The sequence below is a fragment of the Nonomuraea insulae genome, from assembly GCF_042656245.1.
Genome location: NZ_JBHSPA010000073.1, coordinates 43,455 through 66,392 on the forward strand (window position 1 = coordinate 43,455; position 22,938 = coordinate 66,392).

At 70.8% G+C, this 22,938-nt stretch carries 21 protein-coding genes and 1 pseudogene; 17 read left to right on the forward strand and 5 right to left on the reverse strand.

Annotated features, from left to right (window positions below):
* Positions 1 to 51 precede the first annotated feature (51 nt).
* From ACFPZ3_RS49980 to scpB, 6 genes are all read left to right on the forward strand, one after another.
* Positions 52 to 1,716, forward strand: a complete 1,665-nt coding sequence (locus ACFPZ3_RS49980) for a CTP synthase (RefSeq protein WP_379521488.1) — start codon at positions 52 to 54, stop codon at positions 1,714 to 1,716.
* The gene (locus ACFPZ3_RS49985; protein ID WP_379521489.1) at positions 1,713 to 2,324 is read left to right on the forward strand and encodes an NUDIX domain-containing protein; all 612 of its coding nucleotides are present in this window, start codon (positions 1,713 to 1,715) and stop codon (positions 2,322 to 2,324) included. The genes ACFPZ3_RS49980 and ACFPZ3_RS49985 overlap by 4 nt, the downstream gene beginning before the upstream one ends.
* Positions 2,325 to 2,339: 15 nt before the next feature.
* Entirely contained in the window at positions 2,340 to 3,245 is a 906-nt protein-coding gene (locus ACFPZ3_RS49990; protein WP_379521490.1) for a site-specific tyrosine recombinase XerD, read from the forward strand.
* A gap of 117 nt (positions 3,246 to 3,362) precedes the next feature.
* Positions 3,363 to 4,304 (forward strand): ParA family protein, encoded by a 942-nt coding sequence (locus ACFPZ3_RS49995; RefSeq protein WP_379521491.1) that lies wholly within the window; start codon positions 3,363 to 3,365, stop codon positions 4,302 to 4,304.
* On the forward strand, positions 4,301 to 5,119 hold the full coding sequence (locus tag ACFPZ3_RS50000) for a segregation and condensation protein A (RefSeq protein ID WP_379521492.1): 819 nt from the start codon (positions 4,301 to 4,303) through the stop codon (positions 5,117 to 5,119). The genes ACFPZ3_RS49995 and ACFPZ3_RS50000 overlap by 4 nt, the downstream gene beginning before the upstream one ends.
* 961 nt (positions 5,120 to 6,080) lie before the next feature.
* Positions 6,081 to 6,728 (forward strand): SMC-Scp complex subunit ScpB, encoded by a 648-nt coding sequence (scpB, locus tag ACFPZ3_RS50005; protein ID WP_379521728.1) that lies wholly within the window; start codon positions 6,081 to 6,083, stop codon positions 6,726 to 6,728.
* A gap of 173 nt (positions 6,729 to 6,901) precedes the next feature.
* Here the strand turns inward: scpB and ACFPZ3_RS50010 are convergent, their stop codons facing one another.
* Positions 6,902 to 7,360 carry a hypothetical protein gene (locus ACFPZ3_RS50010; protein ID WP_379521493.1) on the reverse strand — a complete coding sequence of 153 codons (459 nt, stop codon included), beginning with the start codon at positions 7,358 to 7,360 and terminating at the stop codon, positions 6,902 to 6,904.
* A gap of 373 nt (positions 7,361 to 7,733) precedes the next feature.
* Between ACFPZ3_RS50010 and ACFPZ3_RS50015 the strand changes: the two genes are divergently transcribed.
* The 5 genes from ACFPZ3_RS50015 (at position 7,734) to ACFPZ3_RS50035 (ending at position 11,744) form a co-directional block, all read left to right on the forward strand.
* The gene (locus ACFPZ3_RS50015) at positions 7,734 to 8,099 is read left to right on the forward strand and encodes a hypothetical protein (RefSeq protein ID WP_379521494.1); all 366 of its coding nucleotides are present in this window, start codon (positions 7,734 to 7,736) and stop codon (positions 8,097 to 8,099) included.
* The gene (locus ACFPZ3_RS50020; RefSeq protein WP_379521495.1) at positions 8,039 to 8,902 is read left to right on the forward strand and encodes a pseudouridine synthase; all 864 of its coding nucleotides are present in this window, start codon (positions 8,039 to 8,041) and stop codon (positions 8,900 to 8,902) included. Before ACFPZ3_RS50015 ends, ACFPZ3_RS50020 begins: the two co-directional genes overlap by 61 nt.
* 71 nt (positions 8,903 to 8,973) lie before the next feature.
* A complete protein-coding gene (gene aroH / locus ACFPZ3_RS50025) occupies positions 8,974 to 9,333 on the forward strand; it encodes a chorismate mutase (RefSeq protein WP_379521496.1) in 360 nt (119 codons plus the stop codon).
* A gap of 68 nt (positions 9,334 to 9,401) precedes the next feature.
* Complete coding sequence (locus tag ACFPZ3_RS50030; RefSeq protein WP_379521497.1) at positions 9,402 to 10,493, forward strand: prephenate dehydrogenase; 1,092 nt, start codon at positions 9,402 to 9,404, stop codon at positions 10,491 to 10,493.
* Positions 10,494 to 10,595: 102 nt separating this feature from the next.
* On the forward strand, positions 10,596 to 11,744 hold the full coding sequence (locus ACFPZ3_RS50035) for an NAD(P)/FAD-dependent oxidoreductase (RefSeq protein ID WP_379521498.1): 1,149 nt from the start codon (positions 10,596 to 10,598) through the stop codon (positions 11,742 to 11,744).
* Positions 11,745 to 11,787: 43 nt separating this feature from the next.
* On the opposite strand, the gene ACFPZ3_RS50040 is transcribed toward ACFPZ3_RS50035, so the two are convergent.
* Positions 11,788 to 12,636 (reverse strand): glycosyltransferase family 2 protein, encoded by an 849-nt coding sequence (locus ACFPZ3_RS50040; protein WP_379521499.1) that lies wholly within the window; start codon positions 12,634 to 12,636, stop codon positions 11,788 to 11,790.
* Positions 12,637 to 12,752: 116 nt separating this feature from the next.
* Between ACFPZ3_RS50040 and ACFPZ3_RS50045 the strand changes: the two genes are divergently transcribed.
* The 5 genes from ACFPZ3_RS50045 to aspS all read left to right on the forward strand — a co-directional run bounded on the left by ACFPZ3_RS50045 (position 12,753) and on the right by aspS (position 18,394).
* Complete coding sequence (locus tag ACFPZ3_RS50045; protein ID WP_379521500.1) at positions 12,753 to 13,379, forward strand: TetR/AcrR family transcriptional regulator; 627 nt, start codon at positions 12,753 to 12,755, stop codon at positions 13,377 to 13,379.
* The gene (locus ACFPZ3_RS50050; protein WP_379521501.1) at positions 13,376 to 14,737 is read left to right on the forward strand and encodes a carotenoid oxygenase family protein; all 1,362 of its coding nucleotides are present in this window, start codon (positions 13,376 to 13,378) and stop codon (positions 14,735 to 14,737) included. The genes ACFPZ3_RS50045 and ACFPZ3_RS50050 overlap by 4 nt, the downstream gene beginning before the upstream one ends.
* Before the next feature lie 72 nt (positions 14,738 to 14,809).
* Positions 14,810 to 15,445, forward strand: a complete 636-nt coding sequence (gene cmk, locus ACFPZ3_RS50055) for a (d)CMP kinase (RefSeq protein WP_379521729.1) — start codon at positions 14,810 to 14,812, stop codon at positions 15,443 to 15,445.
* Positions 15,446 to 15,480: 35 nt separating this feature from the next.
* Positions 15,481 to 16,872, forward strand: coding sequence for a ribosome biogenesis GTPase Der (gene der, locus ACFPZ3_RS50060; protein ID WP_379521502.1), 1,392 nt, complete (start codon positions 15,481 to 15,483; stop codon positions 16,870 to 16,872).
* A 268-nt stretch (positions 16,873 to 17,140) separates the two neighbouring features.
* Positions 17,141 to 18,394 carry an aspartate--tRNA(Asn) ligase gene (gene aspS / locus ACFPZ3_RS50065; RefSeq protein ID WP_379521503.1) on the forward strand — a complete coding sequence of 418 codons (1,254 nt, stop codon included), beginning with the start codon at positions 17,141 to 17,143 and terminating at the stop codon, positions 18,392 to 18,394.
* 105 nt (positions 18,395 to 18,499) lie between these two features.
* Here the strand turns inward: aspS and ACFPZ3_RS50070 are convergent, their stop codons facing one another.
* The 3 genes from ACFPZ3_RS50070 to ACFPZ3_RS50080 all read right to left on the reverse strand — a co-directional run bounded on the left by ACFPZ3_RS50070 (position 18,500) and on the right by ACFPZ3_RS50080 (position 21,591).
* Positions 18,500 to 20,359, reverse strand: coding sequence for an MFS transporter (locus tag ACFPZ3_RS50070; protein WP_379521504.1), 1,860 nt, complete (start codon positions 20,357 to 20,359; stop codon positions 18,500 to 18,502).
* Complete coding sequence (locus tag ACFPZ3_RS50075; protein WP_379521505.1) at positions 20,356 to 21,006, reverse strand: LppX_LprAFG lipoprotein; 651 nt, start codon at positions 21,004 to 21,006, stop codon at positions 20,356 to 20,358. The genes ACFPZ3_RS50070 and ACFPZ3_RS50075 overlap by 4 nt, the downstream gene beginning before the upstream one ends.
* A 126-nt stretch (positions 21,007 to 21,132) precedes the next feature.
* Complete coding sequence (locus tag ACFPZ3_RS50080) at positions 21,133 to 21,591, reverse strand: MarR family winged helix-turn-helix transcriptional regulator (RefSeq protein ID WP_379521506.1); 459 nt, start codon at positions 21,589 to 21,591, stop codon at positions 21,133 to 21,135.
* A gap of 116 nt (positions 21,592 to 21,707) precedes the next feature.
* On the opposite strand from ACFPZ3_RS50080, the pseudogene ACFPZ3_RS50085 reads away from it, so the two are divergent.
* Positions 21,708 to 22,927, forward strand: a pseudogene (locus tag ACFPZ3_RS50085) (RNA-guided endonuclease InsQ/TnpB family protein); the annotation flags it as partial.
* Between the last annotated feature and the right edge of the window lie 11 nt (positions 22,928 to 22,938).

Here is a 22,938-nt window from a genome sequence, read left to right on the forward strand (position 1 = left end):
TTCTGAGAGCCCGTGGACACTCCGACCACACCTCGAGCCACGGGAGCCCCTTTGCGTAGCGCATCGCAAACCAAGCATCTGTTCGTCACCGGCGGTGTCGCCTCCAGTCTCGGCAAGGGGCTCACGGCATCCAGCCTCGGTCGCCTGCTCAAAGGGCGCGGCCTCAGGGTCACCATGCAGAAGCTCGACCCCTACCTCAACGTCGACCCAGGAACCATGAACCCGTTCCAGCACGGCGAGGTGTTCGTCACCGACGACGGTGCCGAGACCGACCTCGACGTCGGCCACTACGAACGGTTCCTCGACACCCAGCTGCACGGCTCGGCCAACGTCACCACCGGGCAGGTCTACTCCAACGTCATCGCCAAGGAGCGGCGGGGCGAATACCTGGGCGACACCGTCCAGGTCATCCCGCACATCACCAACGAGATCAAGGACCGGATCAGGGGCATGGCCGGTCCTGACGTGGACGTGGTCATCACCGAGGTCGGCGGCACGGTGGGCGACATCGAGTCGCAGCCGTTCCTGGAGGCCGTGCGGCAGATCAGGCACGAGGTCGGGCGCGACAACGTGTTCTTCCTGCACGTCTCGCTGCTGCCGTACATCGGGCCCTCCGGGGAGCTGAAGACCAAGCCGACCCAGCACAGCGTGGCGGCGCTGCGCAGCATCGGCATCCAGCCGGACGCGATCGTGCTGCGCTCCGACCGGCCCGTGCAGACGGCCATCAAGCGCAAGATCAGCCTGATGTGCGACGTGGACGAGGACGCGGTCGTCTCCTGCGTGGACGCGCCCTCGATCTACGACATCCCGAAGGTGCTGCACTCCGAAGGTCTCGACGCGTACGTGGTGCGCCGGCTCGGCCTGCCCTTCCGCGACGTGGACTGGAAGGAGTGGGAGCAGCTCCTGCGCCGGGTGCACCGGCCGGCGAACGAGGTCACGATCGCCCTGGTCGGGAAATACATCGACCTGCCCGACGCCTACCTGTCCGTCACCGAGGCCCTGCGCGCGGGCGGGTTCGCCAACGACGCCCGCGTCAACATCCGCTGGGTCAAGAGCGACGACTGCGAGACCCCCGAGGGCGCCGAGCGCGAGCTCGACGGCGTCGACGGCGTGCTGATCCCCGGCGGCTTCGGCGTACGCGGCATCGAGGGCAAGATCGGCGCCATCCGCCACGCCCGCGAGGGCAAGATCCCGCTGCTCGGCATCTGCCTCGGGATGCAGGGCATGGTCATCGAGGCCGCCCGCAACATGGCCGGCATCGAGGACGCCAACTCCGCCGAGTTCGACCCCGACACCAAGCACGCGGTCATCTCCACCATGGCCGACCAGGAGGACGTCGTCGCCGGCGAGCGCGACATGGGCGGCACCATGCGCCTGGGCAGCTACACGGCCAAGCTCGGCGAGGGCACCCTGGCCAGGCAGCTCTACAGCGGCAAGGCCAAGGCCGACGAACGCCACCGCCACCGCTACGAGGTCAACAACGCCTACCGCGAGCAGCTCGAGAAGGTCGGGCTTGTCTTCTCCGGCCTGTCGCCCGACGGCCGCCTGGTGGAGTACACCGAGCTGCCCGCCGAGGTCCACCCCTTCTTCATCGGCACGCAGGCGCACCCCGAGTTCCGCTCCCGCCCGACCCGCGCCAACCCGATGTTCAAGGGCCTGATATCCGCCGCCCTCGTCTACGCCGACAGCCGCGTCGGTGCCAAGGTGGGCCCGTGAAGATCGAAGACACGCCCGAGGCATGGGATGTGGTCGAATCGAGACATCGGTTCTCCGGCCACATCATCAAAGTGATCACCGACACCGTCAGGATGCCCGGCGACGAGGTCGCCGACCGCGACTACGTCGTGCACCCGGGCTCCGTCGCGGTGCTCGCCCTCGACGACCACGACCGCGTCCTGATGATCAGGCAGTACCGCCACCCCACCCGCCACCTGATGTGGGAGCTGCCCGCCGGGATCCGCGACGTGGAAGGCGAACCGCTGGTCACCACCGCCGCGCGTGAGCTGGCCGAGGAGGCCGGCTACCGCGCCGACACCTGGCACACGCTCACCGACCTGCGCTCCTCGCCCGGCATGAGCGACGAGCGCATCCGGGTGTTCCTCGCCCGGGGGCTGAGCAAGATCCCCGACGAGGAGAACGGCTTCGTCCAGCGGCACGAGGAGATCGGCATGCCGGTCGAATGGGTGCCTCTGACCGACGCGGTCGAGAAGGCGCTCATGGGAATGATCCACAATTCCCCGGCCGTGGCCGGTATCCTCGCCGCATATGCGGCTTCGGTTGAAGGGTTCGCCCTGTTGCGACCCGCCGACGCCCCGGAGGCGTGACGGAAGGACCAGTTCGTGGAGGCGGTGCTCTCCAGCTACCTCGCCCATCTCGCGGTGGAACGGGGTCTGGCTGCCAACACGCTGGCGTCCTACCGGCGTGACCTGCGCCGATACTTCGAACACCTCCAGGCGCGCGGGCACCTGGAGCTCGGTGAGGTGGGGGAGGCCGACGTGCTGGCCTTCCTCGCCGCACTGCGCGAGGGCGACGGTGAGCACCCCGCCCTCGTGGCCGGCTCCGCCGCCCGCGCCGTCTCCGCCGTGCGCGGGCTGCACCGTTTCGCCCTGCGCGAAGGGGTCACGGCCCACGACCCCGCCCACCAGGTACGCCCGCCGCGCCAGCTCCGCAGGCTCCCCAAGGCCATCGCCGTGGACCAGGTCGAGCGGCTCATCGCCGCCTCCGGCCCCGACGGCGCGCCCCTCACGCTGCGCAACCGCGCCCTCCTGGAGGTCCTGTACGGCACCGGCGCCCGCATCTCCGAGGCCGTCGGGCTCGCCGTGGACGACCTGGAGGACGACCAGGTACGCCTGCGCGGCAAGGGGGGCCGTACCCGGGTCGTGCCCTTGGGGCGCTATGCCCGTTCCGCGCTGGACACGTATCTGGTGCGGGCCCGCCCCGGACTTCTCTCCCACGGCCGTGGCACCCCCGCGGTCTTCCTCAACGCCCGCGGCGGGCGCCTGACCAGGCAAGGAGCCTGGGAAGTGCTCCAGGCCGCCGCCGAACGAGCCGGACTCGACCGGATAAGTCCCCACGTACTCCGGCATTCCTTTGCAACTCACCTTTTGGACGGCGGCGCTGACGTTAGGGTGGTGCAGGAGCTGCTCGGCCATGCCTCTGTGACGACCACGCAGGTCTACACCTTGGTCACGGTTGACAAGCTCCGCGAGGTGTACGCAGCCGCGCATCCGCGTGCCCGGCAGTGATCTATAGTCTTTTGGGACGTGCGTCGCCCACGGCGTGCCGCCTTGCCGCGTTAAGTGGTGACGCCATAGTGTCCGTCCGGACGGTCCGGTTCGGGATCGTCAGGGAGGTTCGAGCTGGTGACTGTGACGACCAAGGGTTCGACCCCGGGGACCCCCGACAACCCCTGGGGCGACACGAAGACCAACACGCCCTCCAACGGCGTCAACCTGGGCCCCACGCGGCGGCCCAGACCCGTGTTCCCAGAACCGGTGCCCCCGGCGGTGCACGGTCCCGCGCGGGTGGTCGCGATGGTCAACCAGAAGGGTGGCGTCGGCAAGACGACCACCACCATCAACCTGGGCGCCGCGCTCGTCGAATGCGGCCTCAAGGTGCTGCTGGTCGACTTCGACCCGCAGGGGGCGCTCTCCGTCGGCCTGGGCATCAACCCGCTCCAGCTCGACCTGACCGTCTACAACCTGCTGATGGAGCGCAACGTCACCGCCGAGGACGTGCTGCTCGAAACCGGCGTCGACGGCCTCGACCTGCTGCCGAGCAACATCGACCTGTCGGCCGCCGAAGTGCAGCTCGTCACCGAGGTCGCCCGCGAGCAGGTGCTCGGGCGCGTGATCAAGCCGCTGCTGCCGCACTACGACGTGTGCCTCATCGACTGCCAGCCGTCGCTCGGCCTGCTCACCATCAACGCGCTGACCTGCGCGCACGGCGTGATGGTGCCGCTGGAGTGCGAGTTCTTCGCGCTGCGCGGCGTCGCCCTGCTGATGGACACCATCTCCAAGGTGCAGGAGCGGCTCAACGAGGAGCTGGAGATCGAGGGCCTGCTCGCCACCATGTACGACGCGCGCACCCTGCACGGGCGCGAGGTGCTGGCCCGGGTCGTGGAGGCGTTCGGCGACAAGGTGTTCCACACGGTGATCAACCGCACGGTGCGCTTCCCCGACGCGACGGTGGCCGGCGAGCCGATCACCACGTTCGACCCGTCGTCCCTGGGCGCCAACGCCTACCGTGAGCTGGCCCGCGAAGTGCTTTCGCGCTGGCCGGCGCCTGCGACAATGGCCAGGTGACCACAGAGCAGACCCCGCCCCAGGGCTTCCAGGTCCACCTGGACGTCTTCGAGGGTCCGTTCGACCTGCTCCTCGGCCTCATCGCCAAGCACAAGCTGGACATCACCGAGGTCTCGCTCTCCAAGGTCACCAACGAGTTCATCTCCTACATCCAGTCCAGAGGCCCCGAGTGGGACCTCGACCAGACCAGCCACTTCCTGCTGGTGGCGGCGACCCTGCTGGACCTGAAGGCGGCCCGGCTGCTGCCGTCCGGCGAGGTGGAGGACGAGGAGGACCTGGCGCTGCTGGAGGCCAGGGACCTGCTGTTCGCGCGGCTGCTGCAGTACAAGGCGTACAAGGAAGTGGCCAAGGTCTTCGCCGGGCGGATGGCCGAGGAGGCGCTGCGCTTTCCGCGTACCGCGCCGATGGAGGAGCAGTTCGCCAACCTCCTGCCCGAGCTCATCCTCGGAATCGGGCCCGAGCAACTCGCCCGGATCGCCGCCAGGGCCTTCACCCCGAAACTGCCCCCCACGGTCGGGGTGGGGCACATCTACCAGCCGCTGGCCAGCGTCAAGGAGCAGGCGGCGATCCTCGTCATGCACCTGCGCCGGCTCCGGCGCGCCACCTTCCGCGCGCTGGTCGCCGACTGCGACGGCACCATCGAGGTCATCGCGCGGTTCCTGGCCGTGCTGGAGCTCTTCAGGGAGTCGGCGGTGACGTTCGATCAGGTGGAGCCGCTGGGGGATCTGCACGTGACCTGGACGGGCTCCGACGACGGGGACGTCGCGGTGGGGGACGACTACGAGGAATCCGCGGAGAAAGCAGCCCATGACTGACGACAACCCACTGCCCAACCCCCGCCGCTCACCGGACTCCGACCCGCCCCTGCCCGCCTGGATGACCCTCCCGGGATCCCTCACCCAACCGGGAGCACCTTCCGTGGAGGACTCGGACGCCGCCTCGAACCCGGCGCCCGCAGGCGCCGGGCCGGCGGAGGACGTCACATCGGAGCCCAGGGCCTCGGAGCCTGTCGCATCCGAGCCTGTCGCATCCGAGCCTGTCGCATCCGAGCTCGCCGCATCGGAGCCCGTCGCGTCGGGGCCCGCCGCTTCGGGCCCGGAGACCGGGAGCGCCGAGCCGGACGTGGAGGACGCCACGGTCGGCCGGGGCGTCCAGGAGACCGCGACCGGCTCGACGCCTGAGGCCGATGCGCCCGGCTCGACCTCGGAGGACACCGCGCCCTCGAGGCCGGAGGACACCGCACCTGGCTTGGATCCCCGGGGTGTGGCACCTGAGCCAGGTTCCGAGGGTGCGGTACGTGACTTGGGTCCTGAGGGCGCGACACAGGGCTCAGGACCTGAGGGTGCGGTGCGTGACTCAGGTCCTGAGGGCGTGGCACAGGGCTCAGGTCCCGAGGGTGCGGCACAGGGCTCAGGCCCTGAGGGTGCGGTACGTGGCTCCCGTCCTGAGGGTGCGGTGCGTGACTCCGGTCCTGAGGGCGTGACACAGGGCTCAGGGCCCGAGGGTGCGACACGTGGCTCAGGTCCCGAGAGCGCCGCAGGTGGCTCGGAGCTTGGGGGCGCCGGGTCGACGGGGCGTGGTGCGGTGGAGTTCGGCGCAATGGGCGCGTCCGAGGACGACGTGGTTGCGGCGGAGGCAGAAGCGACGGCTGCGTCGCTTGAGGCGGACGCGGAGGCAGAAGCGACGGCTGCCTCGCTTGAGGCGGTTGCGGAGACAGAAGCAGCGGCTGCGTCGTTTGAGGCAGCGGTGGCGGGTGGGTCGCTTGAGGCGGACGCGGTGCCATCCGGCCAGGGCGAGGGCGAGGCCCTCGAGTTCGCGGACGTCGCAGCGGGGGCGGGCGATGAGGGTGCCGGCGAGGAGGCGGAAGGCCGTTCTGGGGAGGGGCCGACGCTTGAGGCGGCGTTGGAGGCTATCCTGCTTGTGGTTGACGAACCCGCGGCCGAGGTGACCCTCGCTCAGGTGCTGGAGCGGCCCACGCACGAAGTGGCCGCCGCTCTGCGTAGCCTGGCGGCGGAATACACCGCTGCCGGGCGGGGTTTTGATTTGAGAGAAGTCGCAGGCGGGTGGCGGTTCTACACGCGTGCCGACTGCGCACAACTGGTCGAGCGGTTCGTCCGCGACGGCCAGCAGACGCGGCTGACCCAGGCCGCGCTGGAAACACTTGCGGTCGTGGCTTACCGGCAACCGGTGAGCCGGGCCCGCGTAGCCGCCGTACGCGGCGTGAACAGCGACGGCGTCATGCGAACGCTCGTCGCCAGGGGGCTGGTCGAAGAGGCCGGCACCGACCCGGAGAGCCAGGCAGTGCTCTACCGGACAAGCTCATACTTCCTTGAACGTCTGGGACTGCGGGATCTGAGCGAGCTCCCCGAGCTCGCGCCCTTCCTCCCCGACGACGTGGAAAATCTCGAGGAGACAACAAAGTGATCAACAGGCGCAGCACCCCGTCCGGTGATGGACGCGGTCGTGGACGTACCGGCGGCTCCGGCCGCGGCGGGCGTCCCGCCTTCCGCTCCGACGACACCCGTGGCGGCGCGCGCGGCGATGCCCGTGGCCGCCGCGACGACAATTTCCGCGGCGGACCCCGCCGCGACGACGACTCACGCGGCGGAGCCCGCCGCGACGGCGACTCCCGTGGGGGGTCCTCCCGTGATGCCCTGCGCGCCGACCGGGGCGGATCCCGCGCCCGGTACGGCAGCAGGCCCGACGGCGACACCGGCCGCGGGACCGGTTACGGCCGTCCCGATCGTGGTAGCGCCGGCGGAGACCGCACCGGTGCTCCGGGTCGTGGCGACCGCGATTCCGCTCGCGGGGACCGTAGCGAATCCCGCTATGGCAGCCGGGAGCAGCGATACAGCGGACGAGAAGAGCGTGGCGGCGGCCGTGACGAGCGCCGTGGCGATCGTGACGAGCGGCCCGACCGCGGCGGAGAACGTTCCGACCGCGAGGACCGCTTCGGTCGCGGCGACCGTTACGAGCGGCCCCGTAGCGATGAGCGAGGCGGTTACCGTCCCGACTCCCGCGGTGGCGAGCGCAGCGGTTACCGCTCCGACGCTCACGGTGGCGAGCGCGGTGGCTACCGTTCCGACGCTCGTGGTGGCGAGCGGGGTGGCTACCGTCCTGACTCCCGTGGTGGCGAGCGCGGCGGCTATCGCTCCGATACTCGTGACGGTGAGCGGGGCGGTTACCGCTCCGACTCCCGTGGTGGTGAGCGGGGCGGTTATCGTGCCGACTCCCGTGGTGGCGAGCGCGGTGGCTACCGCTCCGACGCTCGTGGTGGCGAGCGCGGCGGTTACCGTTCCGACGCTCGCAGCGGGCCTCGGCCCGAGTCCCGTGGTGGGTATCGGCCCGAGTCTCGCGGTGGTGAGCGGGGTGGATACGGTTCCGAGTCCCGTGGTGAGGGCCGGGGCGGTTTCCGTTCAGAAGGCCGTGATGAGCGTGGCGGCGGGTTCCGCGCTGGGCGTACCGGGCGTCGGGAGGATGCCGCGCCCAGGACGGCGAGCTCGACCCGATCAAGGTACGGCAGGCGCGACGGCGACGACCGCGGCGCGCCGCGCCAGACCGGTGAGTGGCGCGGCGCGGGCGAGCGCGGCGGCGCCGGTGACCGCCGGGGTCCCGGCGAGCGCGGCGGTGCCGGTGAGCGTCGTGGTGCCGGCGAGCGCGGCGGTGCCGGTGAGCGTCGTGGTGCCGGTGAGCGTGGCGGTGCCGGTGAGCGGCGCGGTGGGCGTCGTGATGACGTGCGGACCATCGGCGGCGGCAGGCGCGAGAGCTACGGGAGTCCTCAGAGCGATCGCGTGAAGGCCGCCAGGCAGCCCATTCGCGACCGCAACTTCTACCCCGAGGGCTACACCGACGAGCGCGACACCACCGAGGTCCCCGGCGGGGTCCGGCTGCAGAAGGTGCTCGCCCAGGCGGGTGTGGCCAGCCGAAGGGCCTGCGAGGAGATGATCGGCGCGGGCCGCGTCACCGTGAACGGCCAGACCGTGCGGAGGTTCGGCGCCAAGGTCGACCCGGCCGCCCAGGTCATCCACGTGGACGGCATGCGCATCCCAACCGCGCCCGACCTGGTCTACTACGCCCTGAACAAGCCCATCGGCGTCGTCTCCACCATGGACGACCCGCAGGGCCGGCCGTGCCTGGCCGACTTCGTCGAGGAGCTGGCGCCCAGGTTGTTCCACGTGGGCCGGCTCGACACCGAGACCGAGGGCCTGCTGCTGCTCACCAACGACGGCGAGCTGGCCAACAGGCTGACGCATCCGAGTTACGGGGTGCAGAAGAAATACTGGGCCAAGGTGCCGGGGCCGATCCCGCGTGACCTGGGTCGTCGGCTGAGGCAGGGCATCGAGCTGGAGGACGGCCTCGCCAAGGCCGACTCCTTCTCCATCGTGCAGGAGCACGCCCAGCAGGCGCTGGTCGAGGTGGTGCTGCACGAGGGCCGCAAGCACGTCGTACGGCGGATGCTGGAGGAGTCGGGGCACCGGGTGATCGACCTGGCCAGGATCGAGTTCGGGCCGGTGAAGCTGGGCCGTACCAAGCCTGGCACCGTCAGGGCGTTGAGCCTGAAGGAAGTCGGCGAGCTGTACGCGGCCGTGAAGCTGTAATCTGGCCGGACGCAGGAGCCCGTGCGGAACCTCCGCACGGGCTCTCCCGGTCACAAAGGGGGACGAAGCGCATGGTGCGGGCGATCCGTGGGGCGATCCAAGTGGACGCCAACGACCGCGATTCGGTCATCTCGGGGACGACTGAGCTGGTCAGTGCGATCATGGAGCGCAACCGTCTGACCCCGGACGACGTGATCAGCGTGCTGTTCACGGCCACGCCCGACCTGACGGCCGAGTTCCCGGCGCTCGCGGCGCGCAAGCTGGGCTTCCACGAGGTGCCGCTGATCTGCTGCTCCGAGATCGACGTGCCGGGCGCGCTGCCCCACGTCGTACGCTTGATGGCCCACGTGGAGACCGATCGCCCGCGGGCCGAGATCCAGCACGTCTACCTGCGTGGTGCGGTGGCACTGCGGCAGGACATAGCCCAATAGAGCGACCGGCAAGTCGGCCGCGCAACACTTCCAATGACCCGTTTAGCCCGATAAATCAGGACATCGAGATGGAACTTCGTACCGTGCTGGTCGTCGGCACCGGTCTCATCGGCACCTCCGCGGCGCTGGCGCTGCGTAAACGGGGTGTGCGCGTGCTGCTCGCCGACCGCGACCCGGGAGCCGTACGGCTGGCACGGGAGCTCGGCGCGGGCGAGGAGTGGCAGGCCACCGAGCCGCCCGCAACCGAGCGGGCGGACCTCGCGATCATCGCGGTGCCCCCGGCGTACGTGGCCTCCGAGCTGCTGGAGTTGCAGCGCATCGGCGCGGCCCGCTTCTACACCGACGTCGCCAGCGTCAAGGCCGAGCCCATCCACCGGGCCGCGCAGCTCGGCTGCGACCTGGCCACCTACGTCGCCTCCCATCCGCTGGCCGGGCGGGAGAAGTCGGGGCCGGGGGCCGCCAGGGAGGATCTGTTCCTCGGGCGGCCGTGGGCGCTCTGCCCCACCGAGGAGGCCGACCCGGAGGCGAAGGCGGCCGTCCTGCGGATGATCGAGCTGTGCGGGGCCAACGCGGTCGAGGTGAGCGCGATCGACCACGACCGCGCGGTGGCCGTGGTCTCCCACGCGCCCCACGTGGCCGCCTCCGCCGTGGCCGCCCGCCTGGCCGACGCCACCGACGTGGCGCTCGGGCTGGCCGGGCAGGGTGTGCGTGACGTGACGCGGATCGCGGGCAGCGACCCGGGGATGTGGCTGGGCATCCTGTCCGGCAACGCCTCCCCGGTCGCCGAGGTGCTGGAGGCCGTGGCCAACGACCTGGCCGACGCCGCGAGCGCGTTGCGGTCCATGGCCGACGGCGACGGCACCGCCACCGGCGAGCTCACCCAGCTGCTCAAGCGCGGCGTGGTGGGCCACGACCGCATTCCGGGCAAGCACGGCGGCCCTGCCTCCGACTACGACGTCGTCCAGGTGGTCATCGGCGACCGCCCCGGGCAGCTCGCCCGCCTGTTCCAGGTGTGCGACGAGGTGGGGGTCAACGTCGAGGACGTACGCCTGGAGCACGCTCCCGGCCTGCCCCTGGGCATCGCCGAGCTGTCGGTGCGGCCCGACACGGCCACCTCGCTCACCGAGGCCCTGCGCGAACGGGGCTGGCAGGTTCCCTAGGCTTCCGGGTGGCTGACCTGCCGTAATTTTTTGGCACGCGCGGGATGTCACGTTCGTGCTTCCTCGATCCGTCTTCAAGGACGAATCGAGGAGGTACCGACAATGACTGACATCCTGGTACTCGGCGGAGGTTACACCGGCGTAGTGGCGGCCATCAGGGTCGCCCGCCAGACCCGGCGCATCGGCGGCAAGGTCACGCTGGTGAACGCCTCACCGAGGTTCACCGAGCGGCTGCGCCTGCACCAGACGGCGGCGGGAGAGCGGCTGGAGGACCACGAGCTGGCCGACGTGCTCGCGGGCAGCGGCGTCGAGCTCGAAGTGGGCCGGGTGGCCGGCCTCGACCTCGAATCCCAGCGGGTGCGGCTCGACGGCGGCCGCGAGCTCGGGTACGACAAGCTGATCTACGCCCTCGGCACCGTCACCGACGCCTCGGTGCCCGGTGTCGCGGAGCACGCCTACACCTACGACGGCCACGCGGAGGCCGTACGGCTCTCCCGGCACCTCGACACGCTGACCGAGGGAACGGTGGTCGTGGCAGGAGGCGGCCTCACCGGGGTCGAGTCGGCCACCGAGCTGGCCGAGACCCGCCCGCACCTGCGCGTCGTCCTGCTGACCAGGGGGCGGCCGGGGTCGATGATGGGGCGGGGCGCCCGCGCGTACCTGGACGGGGCGCTGGAGCGGCTCGGCGTCGAGGTGCGCGCCGGCGCGGACATCACCAAGGTCCTGCCCGACGGCGTCGAGCTGGGCGACGGCGAGCTGATCCACTCCGACGCCACGCTCTGGACCACCGGCACCAGGGGCCTGCCCGTGGCGGCCGGGTCCGGGCTGAGCGTGGACGCCCGTGACCGGATCGTGGTCGACGCGGCGCTGCGTTCGGTCTCCCACCCCGACGTGTACGCGGTCGGCGACGCCGCCGCGGTCAGCCAGCGGTTCGGCGTCCTGCACGGCACCTGCCAGGGAGGCATCCCGACCGGGCTGCACGCGGCCGATTCGCTGGCCGCCACGCTGCACGGGAAGGCGCCGAAGCCGTTCAGGTTCGGATACGTACATCAGCCCGTCAGCCTGGGGCGGAACGACGCGGTCATCCAGTTCACCCGGCGGGACGACAGCCCGCGCAGGTGGTACCTGAAGGGGCGGGCGGCCGTCGTCTACAAGGAGACGGTCAGCAGCAGCCCGATACAGACGTACCGGCTGCTCAAGCGGGGTCTCGTGCCCGTGTGGGCGTTCGCGCTGACGGCCGGGCTCGCATGAGCCGCGGGCGGGGCTCCGGCCCCGCCCGCCGTCCGCCCGCGGGTCAGCCGCCGGTACGCTCCAGCGTGCGGCGCGCCCGCTCCACCGAGACCGGCAGCGCGTGCCGCTCGGCCAGTGCCCGCGGCAACCGGCGCACGGCCGTACGCAGCCCCTTACGGCCCGCGGCCCCGCCGCGCAGCGCGTCGAAGGAGCGCCGCGCCACCACCCGCCACGGCCGGCGCAGCACCGCCGTCAGCACGGCGTTGCGGGCGGCCAGCGCCTGCCTGCCGCGCGAGTCCTTGGCGGGCGAGGGATGGTGGTGGGCCACGACGTCGTCCACGTACGCCAGCCCCCAGCCCTGCGCGGCCAGGTCCACGGCCAGCCGCTCCTCCTCGCCGAAGAGGAAGATCACGTCGTCGAACCCGCCGGCAGCCAGGAACGCCTCCGTGCGCACCACCGCCCCGCAGGCCAGGAACCCCAGCACGCTGGGCCCCGGCAGGTCCGGCTCGACGCCGAGCGGCGAGTCGCGCATCAGCTCCGACACCGCGTCCAGCCGCTCCTCCTGGCCCACCAGCACGCGCGCGCCCAGCACCGCGAGGCGCGGATGGGCGTCCAGCACGTCGGCGGCCCGCTCCAGGGCTCCCGGCGCCCACCAGGAGTCGTCGTCGGCGAAGGCCACGTAAGGCGTCTCGGCGATCTGGACGCCGATGTTGCGCGCGGGCGCGCCGAGGTTCCTGCCCGCCTCCACCACGTGGACGTCCGGGAAGTGGCGGCGGACGAACCCGGCGGTCCCGTCGGAGGAGCCGTTGTCCACGAGGATCACCGGGCGCGGGTGCAGGGGGAGCGAGCGGGTCAGCGCTCGTACCCGGTTCCTGCTGGCCACGACTACGGTGACCCGGGCTCCGTTCTTCACATTGTGTCACTTACCGGACACGGCGGCCTTAGTCCTCCCGTGGGCGTTGACGGGTCTGGCGGGGTGGCGTACAAAGGTGGGTAACAGTGTTTCTCTAAAGAAACGGCGTTACCCACATGACGGTATCCGCGTACAAGCAGGCTCAGCGGGAAGGGCAGGGCGTCGTCAGGGCGGCAATCCTCGACGCGGCCAAGCGGCTTCTCATCGCCGAGGGGCCGGCGGCGCTCACCGTACGGCGGATCTCCGGCGAGGTGGGCTGCTCGACCAAGGTGATCTACACGCTCTTCGGCGGCAAGGACGGGCTCAGCGAGGCGCTCTGGCTGGAGGGGTTCGCCAGGTTCGAGCGGCGGCTGCTCGAAGTGCCGCCGAACGACGACAAGATCGCGCGGCTGCACGAGGGACTCGCGGTCTACCGGGAGTACGCCCTGAGCGAGCCCGACTACTACCGGGTCATGTTCCAGGGGGCGATGTCCGGGTTCAAGCCCGAGCCCGAGGCGACGCAGATCGCCAAGCGGACCTTCGAGCTGCTGGTGAACGGCGTGGCCGACTGCCTGGCGGCCGGCCTGCTGCGCGGGGCGGAGGCCGCGGAGATCGCCGACATGTTGTGGATGGCCGTACACGGGGCCGTAAGTCTTGAAATTTCGGGCTTCTTTGAGGAAGAGGAGGCAGGGCAGCGCTACCAGCTGCTCTGCACCTCGGTGCTGACGCCATTCCTGGCACACGACGGGAGGGACATCCCATGACCACCACGCCCTACGAGAACGGATTCGCCCCGGTGACCGAGGAGGTCACCGCCTTCGACCTCGAGGTCACCGGCCGCATCCCGGCCGAGCTCAACGGCCGCTACCTGCGTAACGGGCCCAACCCGCTCAGCCTCGACGATCCCAGTGCCAGTCACCTGTTCCTCGGCGAGGGCATGGTGCACGGCGTGCGGCTGCGCGAGGGGCGCGCCGAGTGGTACCGCAACCGCTGGGTCCGCAGCGCCCGCGTCGCCGAGCGGCTCGGCGAGCCCGCCCGGCCGGGGCCCGTGCACGAGGGGATGGACTTCGCGGCCAACACGCACGTCATCGGGCTGGCGGGGCGCACGTTCGCGACGGTGGAGGCGGGGGCGCTGCCGTACGAACTGGGCTACGAGCTCGACACCATCGGCTCCTGCGACTTCCAGGGCGGGCTGCCCGGCGGGTTCGCCGCGCACACCCACCTCGACCCGGTCAGCGGCGAGTTGCACGCGCTGGCCTACTACTTCGGCTGGGACCATCACCAGCACCTCGTCCTCGACCCCAAGGGCGTGGTGTCGCAGGTCAGGAACATCCCGATCGACGACTCGCCGATGGTGCACGACTTCGCCATCACCGAGCGGTACGTCGTGATCTACGACCTGCCGGTCACCTTCAGCCTGGCCCACGCCGAGGCGGGGCACTCGCTGCCGTACGCGTGGAACGAGGCCCACGGCGCCCGCGTCGGGCTCATGTCGCGCGAGACCGGCGACGTGCGGTGGGTGGAGGTCCCGCCGTGCTGGGTCTTCCACACGCTCAACGCCTACGACGACGGCGACCAGGTGGTCGTGGACGTGGTCAGCTACCCCAAGGGGTTCGTGGACGCCCGGCTCGACCTGGGCGGCGCCCCGGCGCTCGACCGGTGGCGGATCGACCCGGGCAGCGGGCGGGTCCGGGTGACCCGGCTCGACGACCGCACGCAGGAGTTCCCGCGCATGGACGAGCGCCGCACCGGCCGCCCCTACCGCTACGGCTACACCGCCGCCGCCCGCGACCTGTACGGCCTGCTCCGCCCGGCCGAGACCGAGATGGAGGACCTGCCCGACGAGGCGTTCGACAACACGCTCATCAAGCACGACCTGGAGCGGGGCACGCAGGAGTCGCGGCGGTTCGGGCGCGAGGCGTACGTGGGCGAGCCCGTCTTCGTCGGCTCGGGGGAGGCCGAGGACGACGGATACGTGATCACGTACGTGAACAACCCGGCCCGAGGGGCGGCCGATCTGGTGATCCTTTCCGCGCAGGACTTCACCGGCGATCCGGTCGCCACCGTGCACCTGCCCGCCCGCGTGCCGCTCGGCTTCCACGGAAGCTGGATCGCCGACTGAGCCGGAGGCGGTAGCCTTCTCAGGTTGGGCAAACGTGAAGAAGGAGAGGCCGTGACCGGTCTGGTCGTCGCCATGGACGGCCCTTCGGGGTCGGGTAAGTCGAGCGTGTCGCGCGGAGTCGCCCGTGCGCTGGGCCTGCGTTACCTCGACACCGGGGCGATGTATCGCGCGATGACCTGGTGGATGCTCGGGCAGGGCGTCGACCTGGCCGATCCTGCCGCGGTCGCGGCCCGCTGCGGCGAGCCGGTCCTGGTCTCGGGCACCGACCCCGACGGCCCCGCCATCCACGTGGACGGCGTGGACGTGGCCGGGCCGATCAGGGAGAGCGACGTCACGGGCTCGGTCTCCGCCGTCGCCGCCGTGCCCGAGGTGCGCGTGCGCCTGGTCGCGCTGCAGCGGGAGATCATCGGCGCCGGTGACATCGTGGTCGAGGGCCGCGACATCGGTACGGTCGTCTGGCCGGAGGCCGCCGTCAAGATCTACCTGACGGCCAGCCCCGAGGCGCGCGCCAGGCGGCGCAGCGCCGAGGTGGCCGGCACCACGGCGCAGGCGCACCAGGAGGCCATGGCCCGGCGTGACAAGCTGGACTCGACACGTAAGACGGACCCACTCTCGATGGCGGCTGGCGCCGTCGAGCTCGACACCACCCCGCTGACCTTGGAAGAGGTCATCGGAGAGGTGCTGAGATTGGTCAAAGAGCGCACCTGAGCTTCAGGTGCGGTACTCACAAAGGACGAAATATCGTGACAACGGGGGATTGGGTCGAGGCTGACCTCGAGGACCTTGAGATCAGTGAGCACGAGCACGGCGCGCCGGTACCGGTCGTCGCCATCGTCGGACGGCCGAACGTCGGCAAGTCCACACTGGTCAACCGCATCATCGGCCGCCGCGAGGCCGTCGTGGAAGACGTGCCCGGGGTCACCCGCGACCGCGTCACCTACGACGCCAACTGGCGCGGCCGCCGCTTCACCGTGGTCGACACCGGCGGCTGGGATCCCGAGGCCACCGGCATGAACCTGCGCATCGCCGAGCAGGCCCAGGTGGCCGCCGAGCTGGCCGACGCGATCGTGTTCGTCGTGGACGCGACCGTGGGCGCCACCGACGCCGACGAGATCGTGGGCTCCGTGCTGCGCCAGTCCGGCAAGCCGGTCATCCTGGCCGCCAACAAGGTCGACAACCAGCAGCTGGAGATGGAGGCCGCCGCGCTGTGGTCGCTCGGGCTGGGGGAGCCGTACCCCGTCTCCGCCCTGCACGGCCGCTCCAGCGGCGACCTGCTCGACATCGTGCTCGACGCGCTGCCCGAGACGCCGCAGGTCACCTTCGACGCCGAGCGCGGGCCCGCCCGCGTCGCGCTGCTCGGCAAGCCCAACGTCGGCAAGTCCTCCATGCTCAACAAGCTGGCCGGGGAGGAGCGAGTGCTCGTCGACCCCATGGCGGGCACCACACGTGACCCGGTGGACGAGCTGGTCGAGCTGGGCGGGCGCACCTGGCGCTTCGTCGACACGGCAGGCATCCGGCGGCGTGACCGCGAGCTGCAGGGCGCCGACTTCTACGCCGCCATGCGCACCAGGGCCGCGCTGGAACGCACCGAGGTGGCGGTCGTGCTGATCGACGCCAGCGAGCCGCTCACCGAGCAGGACCTGCGCATCATCAGCCTGGTCATCGAGTCGGGGCGGGCCATGGTGGTGGCCTTCAACAAGTGGGACCTGGTCGACGAGGACCGGCGCTACTACCTGGAGAAGGAGATCGACCGGCAGCTCGTACGCACGCCGTGGGCGCTGCGCGTCAACGTCTCCGCCAAGACGGGCCGGCACCTCGAACGGCTCGTCCCCGCGCTGGAGAAGGCGCTCGACTCCTGGTCCACCCGGGTGCCGACGGCCAGGCTCAACGCATTCCTGACCGAGCTGGTGCAGAAGACGCCGCCGCCGGTGCGGGGCGGCAAGCAGCCGAAGATCCTCTTCGCCACGCAGGCGTCGGTCGAGCCGCCCAAGTTCGTGCTGTTCACCTCCGGGTGGCTGGAGGACACCTACCGGCGCTTCATCGAGCGGCGCATCCGGGAGGAGTTCGGCTTCGCCGGGTCGCCGATCGACGTGACGATGAAAATCCGGGAGAAGCGCGCCAAGAACACCAGGTAGGATCTTCGGCAACGCGTAGACGGAGACGAGTAGCCAGCGGGTCCGCACGGGCCCAGAGAGCCGCCGGCAGCTGTGAAGGCGGCCCCGTGCCCCGCTGGTGAAGACACTCCCGAGTGCGGGGAGGAAATGCCCCGCCGGTCTGACCCCCGTCATCGGGTCGTGGAGGCCGCCCTCTCTGCTGGGGCGGCGAAAGTGCGGTGGCACCGGGAGTTTCCTCTTCTCCCCCGCACTTCCAAGGGGGTCATGCAATTCCTTGTGAGGAGCTGTAATGATCTCTCGTGTCTTGTCGGCGGAGCTCGCGGAGCACGCCGGGAAACGAGTGACGATCGCCGGCTGGGTCCATCGCCGCCGGCAACTCAAATCCGTGTCCTTCCTCGTCGTCAGGGACCGTTCCGGGCTGGCCCAGGCGGTGACCGCGCACGACCTGCCTCCTGAGGAGAGCGTCGTCGAGGTCACCGGCACCGTGGCCGTCAGCCCGCAGGCCCCCGGCGGCTACGAACTGGTCTCTCCGGAGGTCGAGGTCCTGGCGGAGCCGTGCGTGGCGCCGCCGTTCGACCTGTATCGGCCCGTGGTCGGGGCATCGCTGCCGACCGTGCTCGACCACGCGCCCGTCGCGCTGCGGCATCCGCTGCTGCGGGCGCCGCTGGAGATCTCGGCCGCGAGCGTGGCCGGGTTCCGCGAGACGCTCGACCGGCTCGGGTTCACCGAGACCCACACCCCGAAGATCGTCGGCTCGGCCACCGAGTCGGGCGCGAACGTCTTCGGCATCGACTACTTCGGCCGGCCCGCCTACCTGGCGCAGTCGCCGCAGTTTTACAAGCAGGCTCTCGTCGGGGTGTTCGAGCGGGTCTACGAGGTCGGGCCCGTCTTCCGCGCCGAGCCGCACGACACGGTGCGGCATCTGGCCCAGTACACGAGCCTCGACGCCGAGCTGGGCTTCATCCGTGACCACCGCGACGTGATGGCGGTGCTGCGGGAGGCGGTGGCGGGCATGCTGGAGTCGGTACGCCTGCGCGCCGTCTCCGCGCTCGACCTGCTCGGCGTCGTGCCGCCCACGGTGCCCGACGAGATTCCGGCCATCCACTTCACCGAGGCGCAGCGGCTCACCTCGTCGTCCGAGCCCGACCTGTCGCCCGCGCAGGAGCGGTGGTTGTCGGAGTGGGCCGAGCGGGAGCACGGGTCGGAGTTCCTGTTCGTAACCGGGTATCCGATGTCCAAACGGCCCTTCTACACCCATCCCGACCCGGCGCGGCCGGGGTACTCCAACGGGTTCGACCTGCTGTTCCGGGGGCTGGAGCTCGTCACCGGCGGGCAGCGGCTGCATCGGTACGAGGACTACGTGCGGGCGCTGGACGGTCAGACGGAGGCGTACGAGGGGTATTTGCAGGCGTTCCGGTACGGTATGCCGCCGCACGGGGGGTTCGCGCTGGGGCTGGAGCGGTGGACGGCGCGGCTGACGGGCGCCGCCAACATCCGCCAGATCACGGCCTTCCCCCGCGACCTGCACCGCCTCTCACCGTGACCGTGCTCATGAGCTGAGAGACCGACCGGCGGCCGCCCCCGCCGGTCGGCCTGGTGGGCTACCCGCGGGGGCGGGCCGGTATGAGTGTGGCGACGGTCTGGTGGGCTACCCGCGCGGGCGGGCCGGCATGAGCGTGGCGACGGCCGCCCCGAGCAGGCAGATGAACGCCGTGACGAGGAACATCTCGGTGTACTCGGTGTGCAGCGCCGCCTGCACCTTCTCGGTGTAGTCGGCCAGCCTGCGCTGGTACGTCTCCGGGTCCACGCCGAACGGGAGCGGCGTGTCCAGGTGGGCGGTCAGCGACTGGAACCGGTAGAACCCCCACGCCGACACGGCGGCGATACCCACCAGCATGCCCATCATCCTGGCCACCACGACCGCCGCCGACGCCACGCCGTGCTGGGCCGCCGTGCTCACGCGCAGCACCGCCGACGACACCGGGGCGATCACCAGGCCGAGGCCCAGACCGGCGACGACCAGGTCCAGGTCCACCACGAGGCCCGCGCCGGCCAGGTCCAGCGGCCACCGGCTCATCAGCCAGTAACCCGCCGCGGCCAGCACCATGCCCGCCACCGCCACCGTCCGATCGCCCAGCCTGCGGGCCAGCAACCCGCCGGCCAGGGCGCCGGCGGTCAGGGCGGCCAGGAACCTGGCCAGGACCAGCGACGCTCCCAGCGCGTCCTCGCCGAGCAGGGTCTGGGCGGTGAACTGGACGAACACCATGGTGACGAGGAGCGCGGCCCCGGCCAGGAAACTGACGGCCAGGGTGGCGAGCAGGGGGCCCTTGCGGGTGCCGGTGAGGTCGAGGAGGCGGACGGGTGAGCGGATCTCCCACCACACGAATCCCGCCGCCGCCACCGCGCCCGCCGCGAGCACGGGCAGGCCCCAGGGCGGGAGTACGGCGCGGGCGGGGTCGGGGTTGTACAGGCCCACGACCAGGAGACCGAGCGCGAGCGCCAGCAACACCCCGCCGACCACGTCCACCCGCCCGGCTACTGGTTCGCCCGCCTGCCCTGCCGGTTCGCCTGCTCGCCTTGCCAGCTCACTGGCCGGTCCTGCCGGTTCATCCGCTCGCCTTGCCAGCTCACTCGCCGGTCCTGTCGGACCACTCGTGGGTCCTGTCGGACCTGCCGGTTCGTCCGCTCGGCCTGCCGCCCGCAGGTCCGTGGAGGCCGACGGCGTCGCGTTCGTGCCGAGGGGGCGCGCCGATGCGGTCCCCGGCTCAGGGAGGGCGGCTTCGGAATCGCCCGCGCCCTTGCTGGTGTCCGCCGTGCGAGGTGCCGTTCCGGAGGCGGGCACGGTCTCGGAGGAGCTTGCGGAGATGGTGGGTGCGGTCTCGGAGGCGCGTGTGGAGGTGGTGGGTGCGGGGGATCGGGGCGGGATCGTAAGGTGGACGGCGACGGCGGCCAGGGCGGCGAGGGGAACGTTGATCCAGAAGATGGCATGCCATCCCCCCAGCTCCACCCCCGCCACCACCGTGCTCGGCACCAGCGCCAGCACCCCGCCGTACAGCGGCCCGAGCGCGCTGCCCAGTTCCTGCGCCGCCCCCACGGCCCCGAGGGCCACCGGCCGCTCCCGCTCCTCCCACAGGTCCCCGATGAGGGCCATGGTGATCGGCAGCAGCGCGCCCCCGGCCACGCCCTGCACGGTACGCCCGGCCACCACCATGACCTCGCCGGAGGCCAGCGCGGTCAGGATGGAGCCGAGCGCGAAGGCGGCCAGGCAGGCGTGGATGAGGGGGCGCCGCCCGTACCGGTCGGAGAGCTGGCCGAGCAGCGGCATCGCGGCCACGTACCCGAGCAGGAAGCCCGTGACGATCGGCGTCGCGCGTTCGAGGTGGTTGAGCGGGATGTCCACGTCCTCGGCGATGTCGATCAGGACCGTCACCACCACGTACGCGTCCAGCGCGGCCAGCAGCACCACTGCGCCGCCCGCGCCGAGCACCACCCGGCGGGCGCGCCTCACGTGGCGGGAGGCGGCGTGATCGTGATGGGCGCGTCGTAGTCGCTGAACGTCACCGTCACCGTGCCGTCCTTCAACGGCAGGCTGGCCTTGGTGAGGCGGCTGCTGGCCTGGTCGAGCCAGACCTTGCCGTTCACGCCCTGCGTGACACCGGGGACGATCCGGCCGACGACGTCGCCGGGGAAGGTCGTGGCGACCCGGTAGGAGCCGCTCTCCACGCCCTCCACCTTGGGATCGGTGGCCGTGGCGAGGAGCTGCGCGATGCCCTTGGTGGGTTCGAGGATCACCGACGGGTCGTAGAACTGCGCGAGCTGGGCGCGCGTCATCTTCTGGAAGCCGCCCGTCGGCCCCTTGAAGTGCACGGTGTCACCGATCAAGGTGAACGTGACCTCCTGCAGGGTGCCCAGCACCTCAAGTGTGATGGTGCCGTCGGCGTCGCCCTGCGCCGTGAGCCGGCCGTCGGCCTTCTTGACCGGCACCTGCGGCTTGCCCTCGGTCGCGATCGAGAAGCCGGCCGACTTGACGGCCTTCATGGCCTCCGAGGCCTTCTTCATCAGGTCGGGCCCTGCGGGCAACTCGGCCCCGCCACCACCCGACGAGCACGCCGAGGCCAGAGCGAGGACCGCCACGATCAGTAACCTTCTGAGCATGACCGGATCGTATCCACCGGCTGGAACGCGCGTGGGGCGTCGCGGATATCGGTTGGATGTCAGCGCGCCTTCTTCAGCTGTCCCACGAGAAAGTCAGTGCGGCTTCTTCAGCTGCTCCACGAGATGTCAGCGCAGCTTCTTCAGGTGCTCCACGATCGGCGCGTACGCCTCCTCGATCGCCTCAAGCTGATCGTCGGTGAGCAGGTCGACGAAGTGCTCGCGCACGCCACCCACGTGGTGCGGCGCCACCCGCTGAATGGTCTCCCACCCCTCGTCGGTCAGCACCGCGAACGTGCCCCGCCGATCGTCCCAGCAGTCCTCCCTGGTCACCAGGCCCTTGGCCTCCATGCGGGAGATCTGGTGCGACAACCGGCTGCGCGACTGGATCGTCGCGTCCGCCAGGTCGCTCATCCGCATGCGCCGTTCCGGGCTCTCGGAGAGGTTGACGAGGATCTCGTAGTCGTTCAACGAGAGTGAGTGCTCCTGCAGCTCGCGGTCGAGCCGGTGCATGAGCAGCTTGTGCAGCGCCAGGTGTGTACGCCAGGCACGCTGTTCGGCGGATGAAAGCCAGCGAGGCGCGCTCATCGAATCTCCTCAAGCGTGGAAACCCCATTCTTCAGGGCGGAGAGGAAACGCGGAACGGTGCGACAGGATCGAACATGTGTACGCAGCGTTACTGATCGTGTACTAAGATTTGAGTTGTGGCGCAGATCGTGAAGCGGGCCTACAAGTACCGCTTCTACCCAACCCCCGAGCAAGCCGCTGAGCTGGCCCGGACGTTCGGTTGTGTGCGACTGGTCTACAACAGGGCGTTGCAGGAGCGCACTCGCGCCTACCGGGAGGGGCGGCGGGTCTCCTACGCGGAATCCTCGGCGGCGCTGACGGCGTGGAAACGCGACAGCGAGTTGACCTTCCTGGCGGAGGTGTCGTCGGTGCCGTTGCAGCAGGCGCTGCGCCATCTGCAGGTCGCCTTCGCGAACTTCTTCGCCAAACGAGCCCGCTATCCGGTGTTCAAGTCCCGCAAGAGATCGCGGCTGTCGGCGGAGTACACCCGCTCGGCGTTCCGCTGGCGGGACGGGCGGCTGACGCTGGCCAGGATGGACGCGCCGCTGGCCATCGTGTGGTCGCGGCCGCTGCCGGAGGGCGCGCAGCCGTCCACGGTCACCGTGTCCAAGGACGCGGCCGGGCGCTGGTTCGTGTCGATCCTGGTCGAGGAACGCATTGCCCCGCTGCCGCCGGTCGAGCGGATAGTCGGGGTGGATGCAGGTCTGACCGCCCTGGCGACGCTGTCCACCGGGGAGACGATCGCCAACCCCCGGCATGAGCGGGCCGACCGCCGTAAGCTGGCCAGAGCCCAGCGGGCGCTGGCCCGCAAGCAGCCGGACGGCGCGAACCGGGCCAAGGCCCGGCTGAAAGTCGCGAAGGTCTACGCCCGGATCGCCGACCGTCGGCGCGATCATCTGCACAAGGTCAGCACCCGGCTTGTTCGCGAGAACCAAGTGATCGCCGTGGAAGACCTGCCCGTCCGCAATCTGATCAAGAACCGCTCGCTGGCCCGCGCCATCGCCGACGCCGCATGGCGCGAACTGCGGAGCATGCTGGCGTACAAGGCTGTTTGGTACGGCCGGGAGTTGGTGATCATAGATCGCTGGTTCCCCTCCTCCAAACTGTGCTCGGCCTGCGGCGCCCTGCGGGGGAAGCTGCCGTTGCAGGTGCGGGAGTGGGCCTGTGCCTGCGGCGTGGTCCATGACCGGGACGTCAACGCCGCGCGGAACATCCTCGCCGCCGGGCTGGCGGAGAGGTGAAACGCCTGTGGAGCTGATGTAAGACCTCAACAGGGGCTCCTTTCCTGGGCGGGCGGTTGGCGGTGAAGCAGGAATCCCTTTCCTCAGGGAGGGGAGCAGCCAAGATCCCCAATCTAGCGCACGTATC

What these genes read in the sequence shown, in the direction of transcription:
- aroH (WP_379521496.1), top strand. Translation starts at nt 8,974, where the DNA reads ATGGTGCGGGCGATCCGTGGGGCGATCCAAGTGGACGCCAACGACCGC.
- aspS (WP_379521503.1), top strand. Translation starts at nt 17,141, where the DNA reads ATGATCTCTCGTGTCTTGTCGGCGGAGCTCGCGGAGCACGCCGGGAAA.
- ACFPZ3_RS50030 (WP_379521497.1), top strand. Translation starts at nt 9,402, where the DNA reads ATGGAACTTCGTACCGTGCTGGTCGTCGGCACCGGTCTCATCGGCACC.
- ACFPZ3_RS50075 (WP_379521505.1), bottom strand. Translation starts at nt 21,006, where the DNA reads ATGCTCAGAAGGTTACTGATCGTGGCGGTCCTCGCTCTGGCCTCGGCG.
- ACFPZ3_RS50050 (WP_379521501.1), top strand. Translation starts at nt 13,376, where the DNA reads ATGACCACCACGCCCTACGAGAACGGATTCGCCCCGGTGACCGAGGAG.
- ACFPZ3_RS50045 (WP_379521500.1), top strand. Translation starts at nt 12,753, where the DNA reads ATGACGGTATCCGCGTACAAGCAGGCTCAGCGGGAAGGGCAGGGCGTC.
- ACFPZ3_RS50035 (WP_379521498.1), top strand. Translation starts at nt 10,596, where the DNA reads ATGACTGACATCCTGGTACTCGGCGGAGGTTACACCGGCGTAGTGGCG.
- ACFPZ3_RS50015 (WP_379521494.1), top strand. Translation starts at nt 7,734, where the DNA reads ATGAGCGTGGCGGCGGGTTCCGCGCTGGGCGTACCGGGCGTCGGGAGG.
- cmk (WP_379521729.1), top strand. Translation starts at nt 14,810, where the DNA reads ATGGACGGCCCTTCGGGGTCGGGTAAGTCGAGCGTGTCGCGCGGAGTC.
- ACFPZ3_RS50080 (WP_379521506.1), bottom strand. Translation starts at nt 21,591, where the DNA reads ATGAGCGCGCCTCGCTGGCTTTCATCCGCCGAACAGCGTGCCTGGCGT.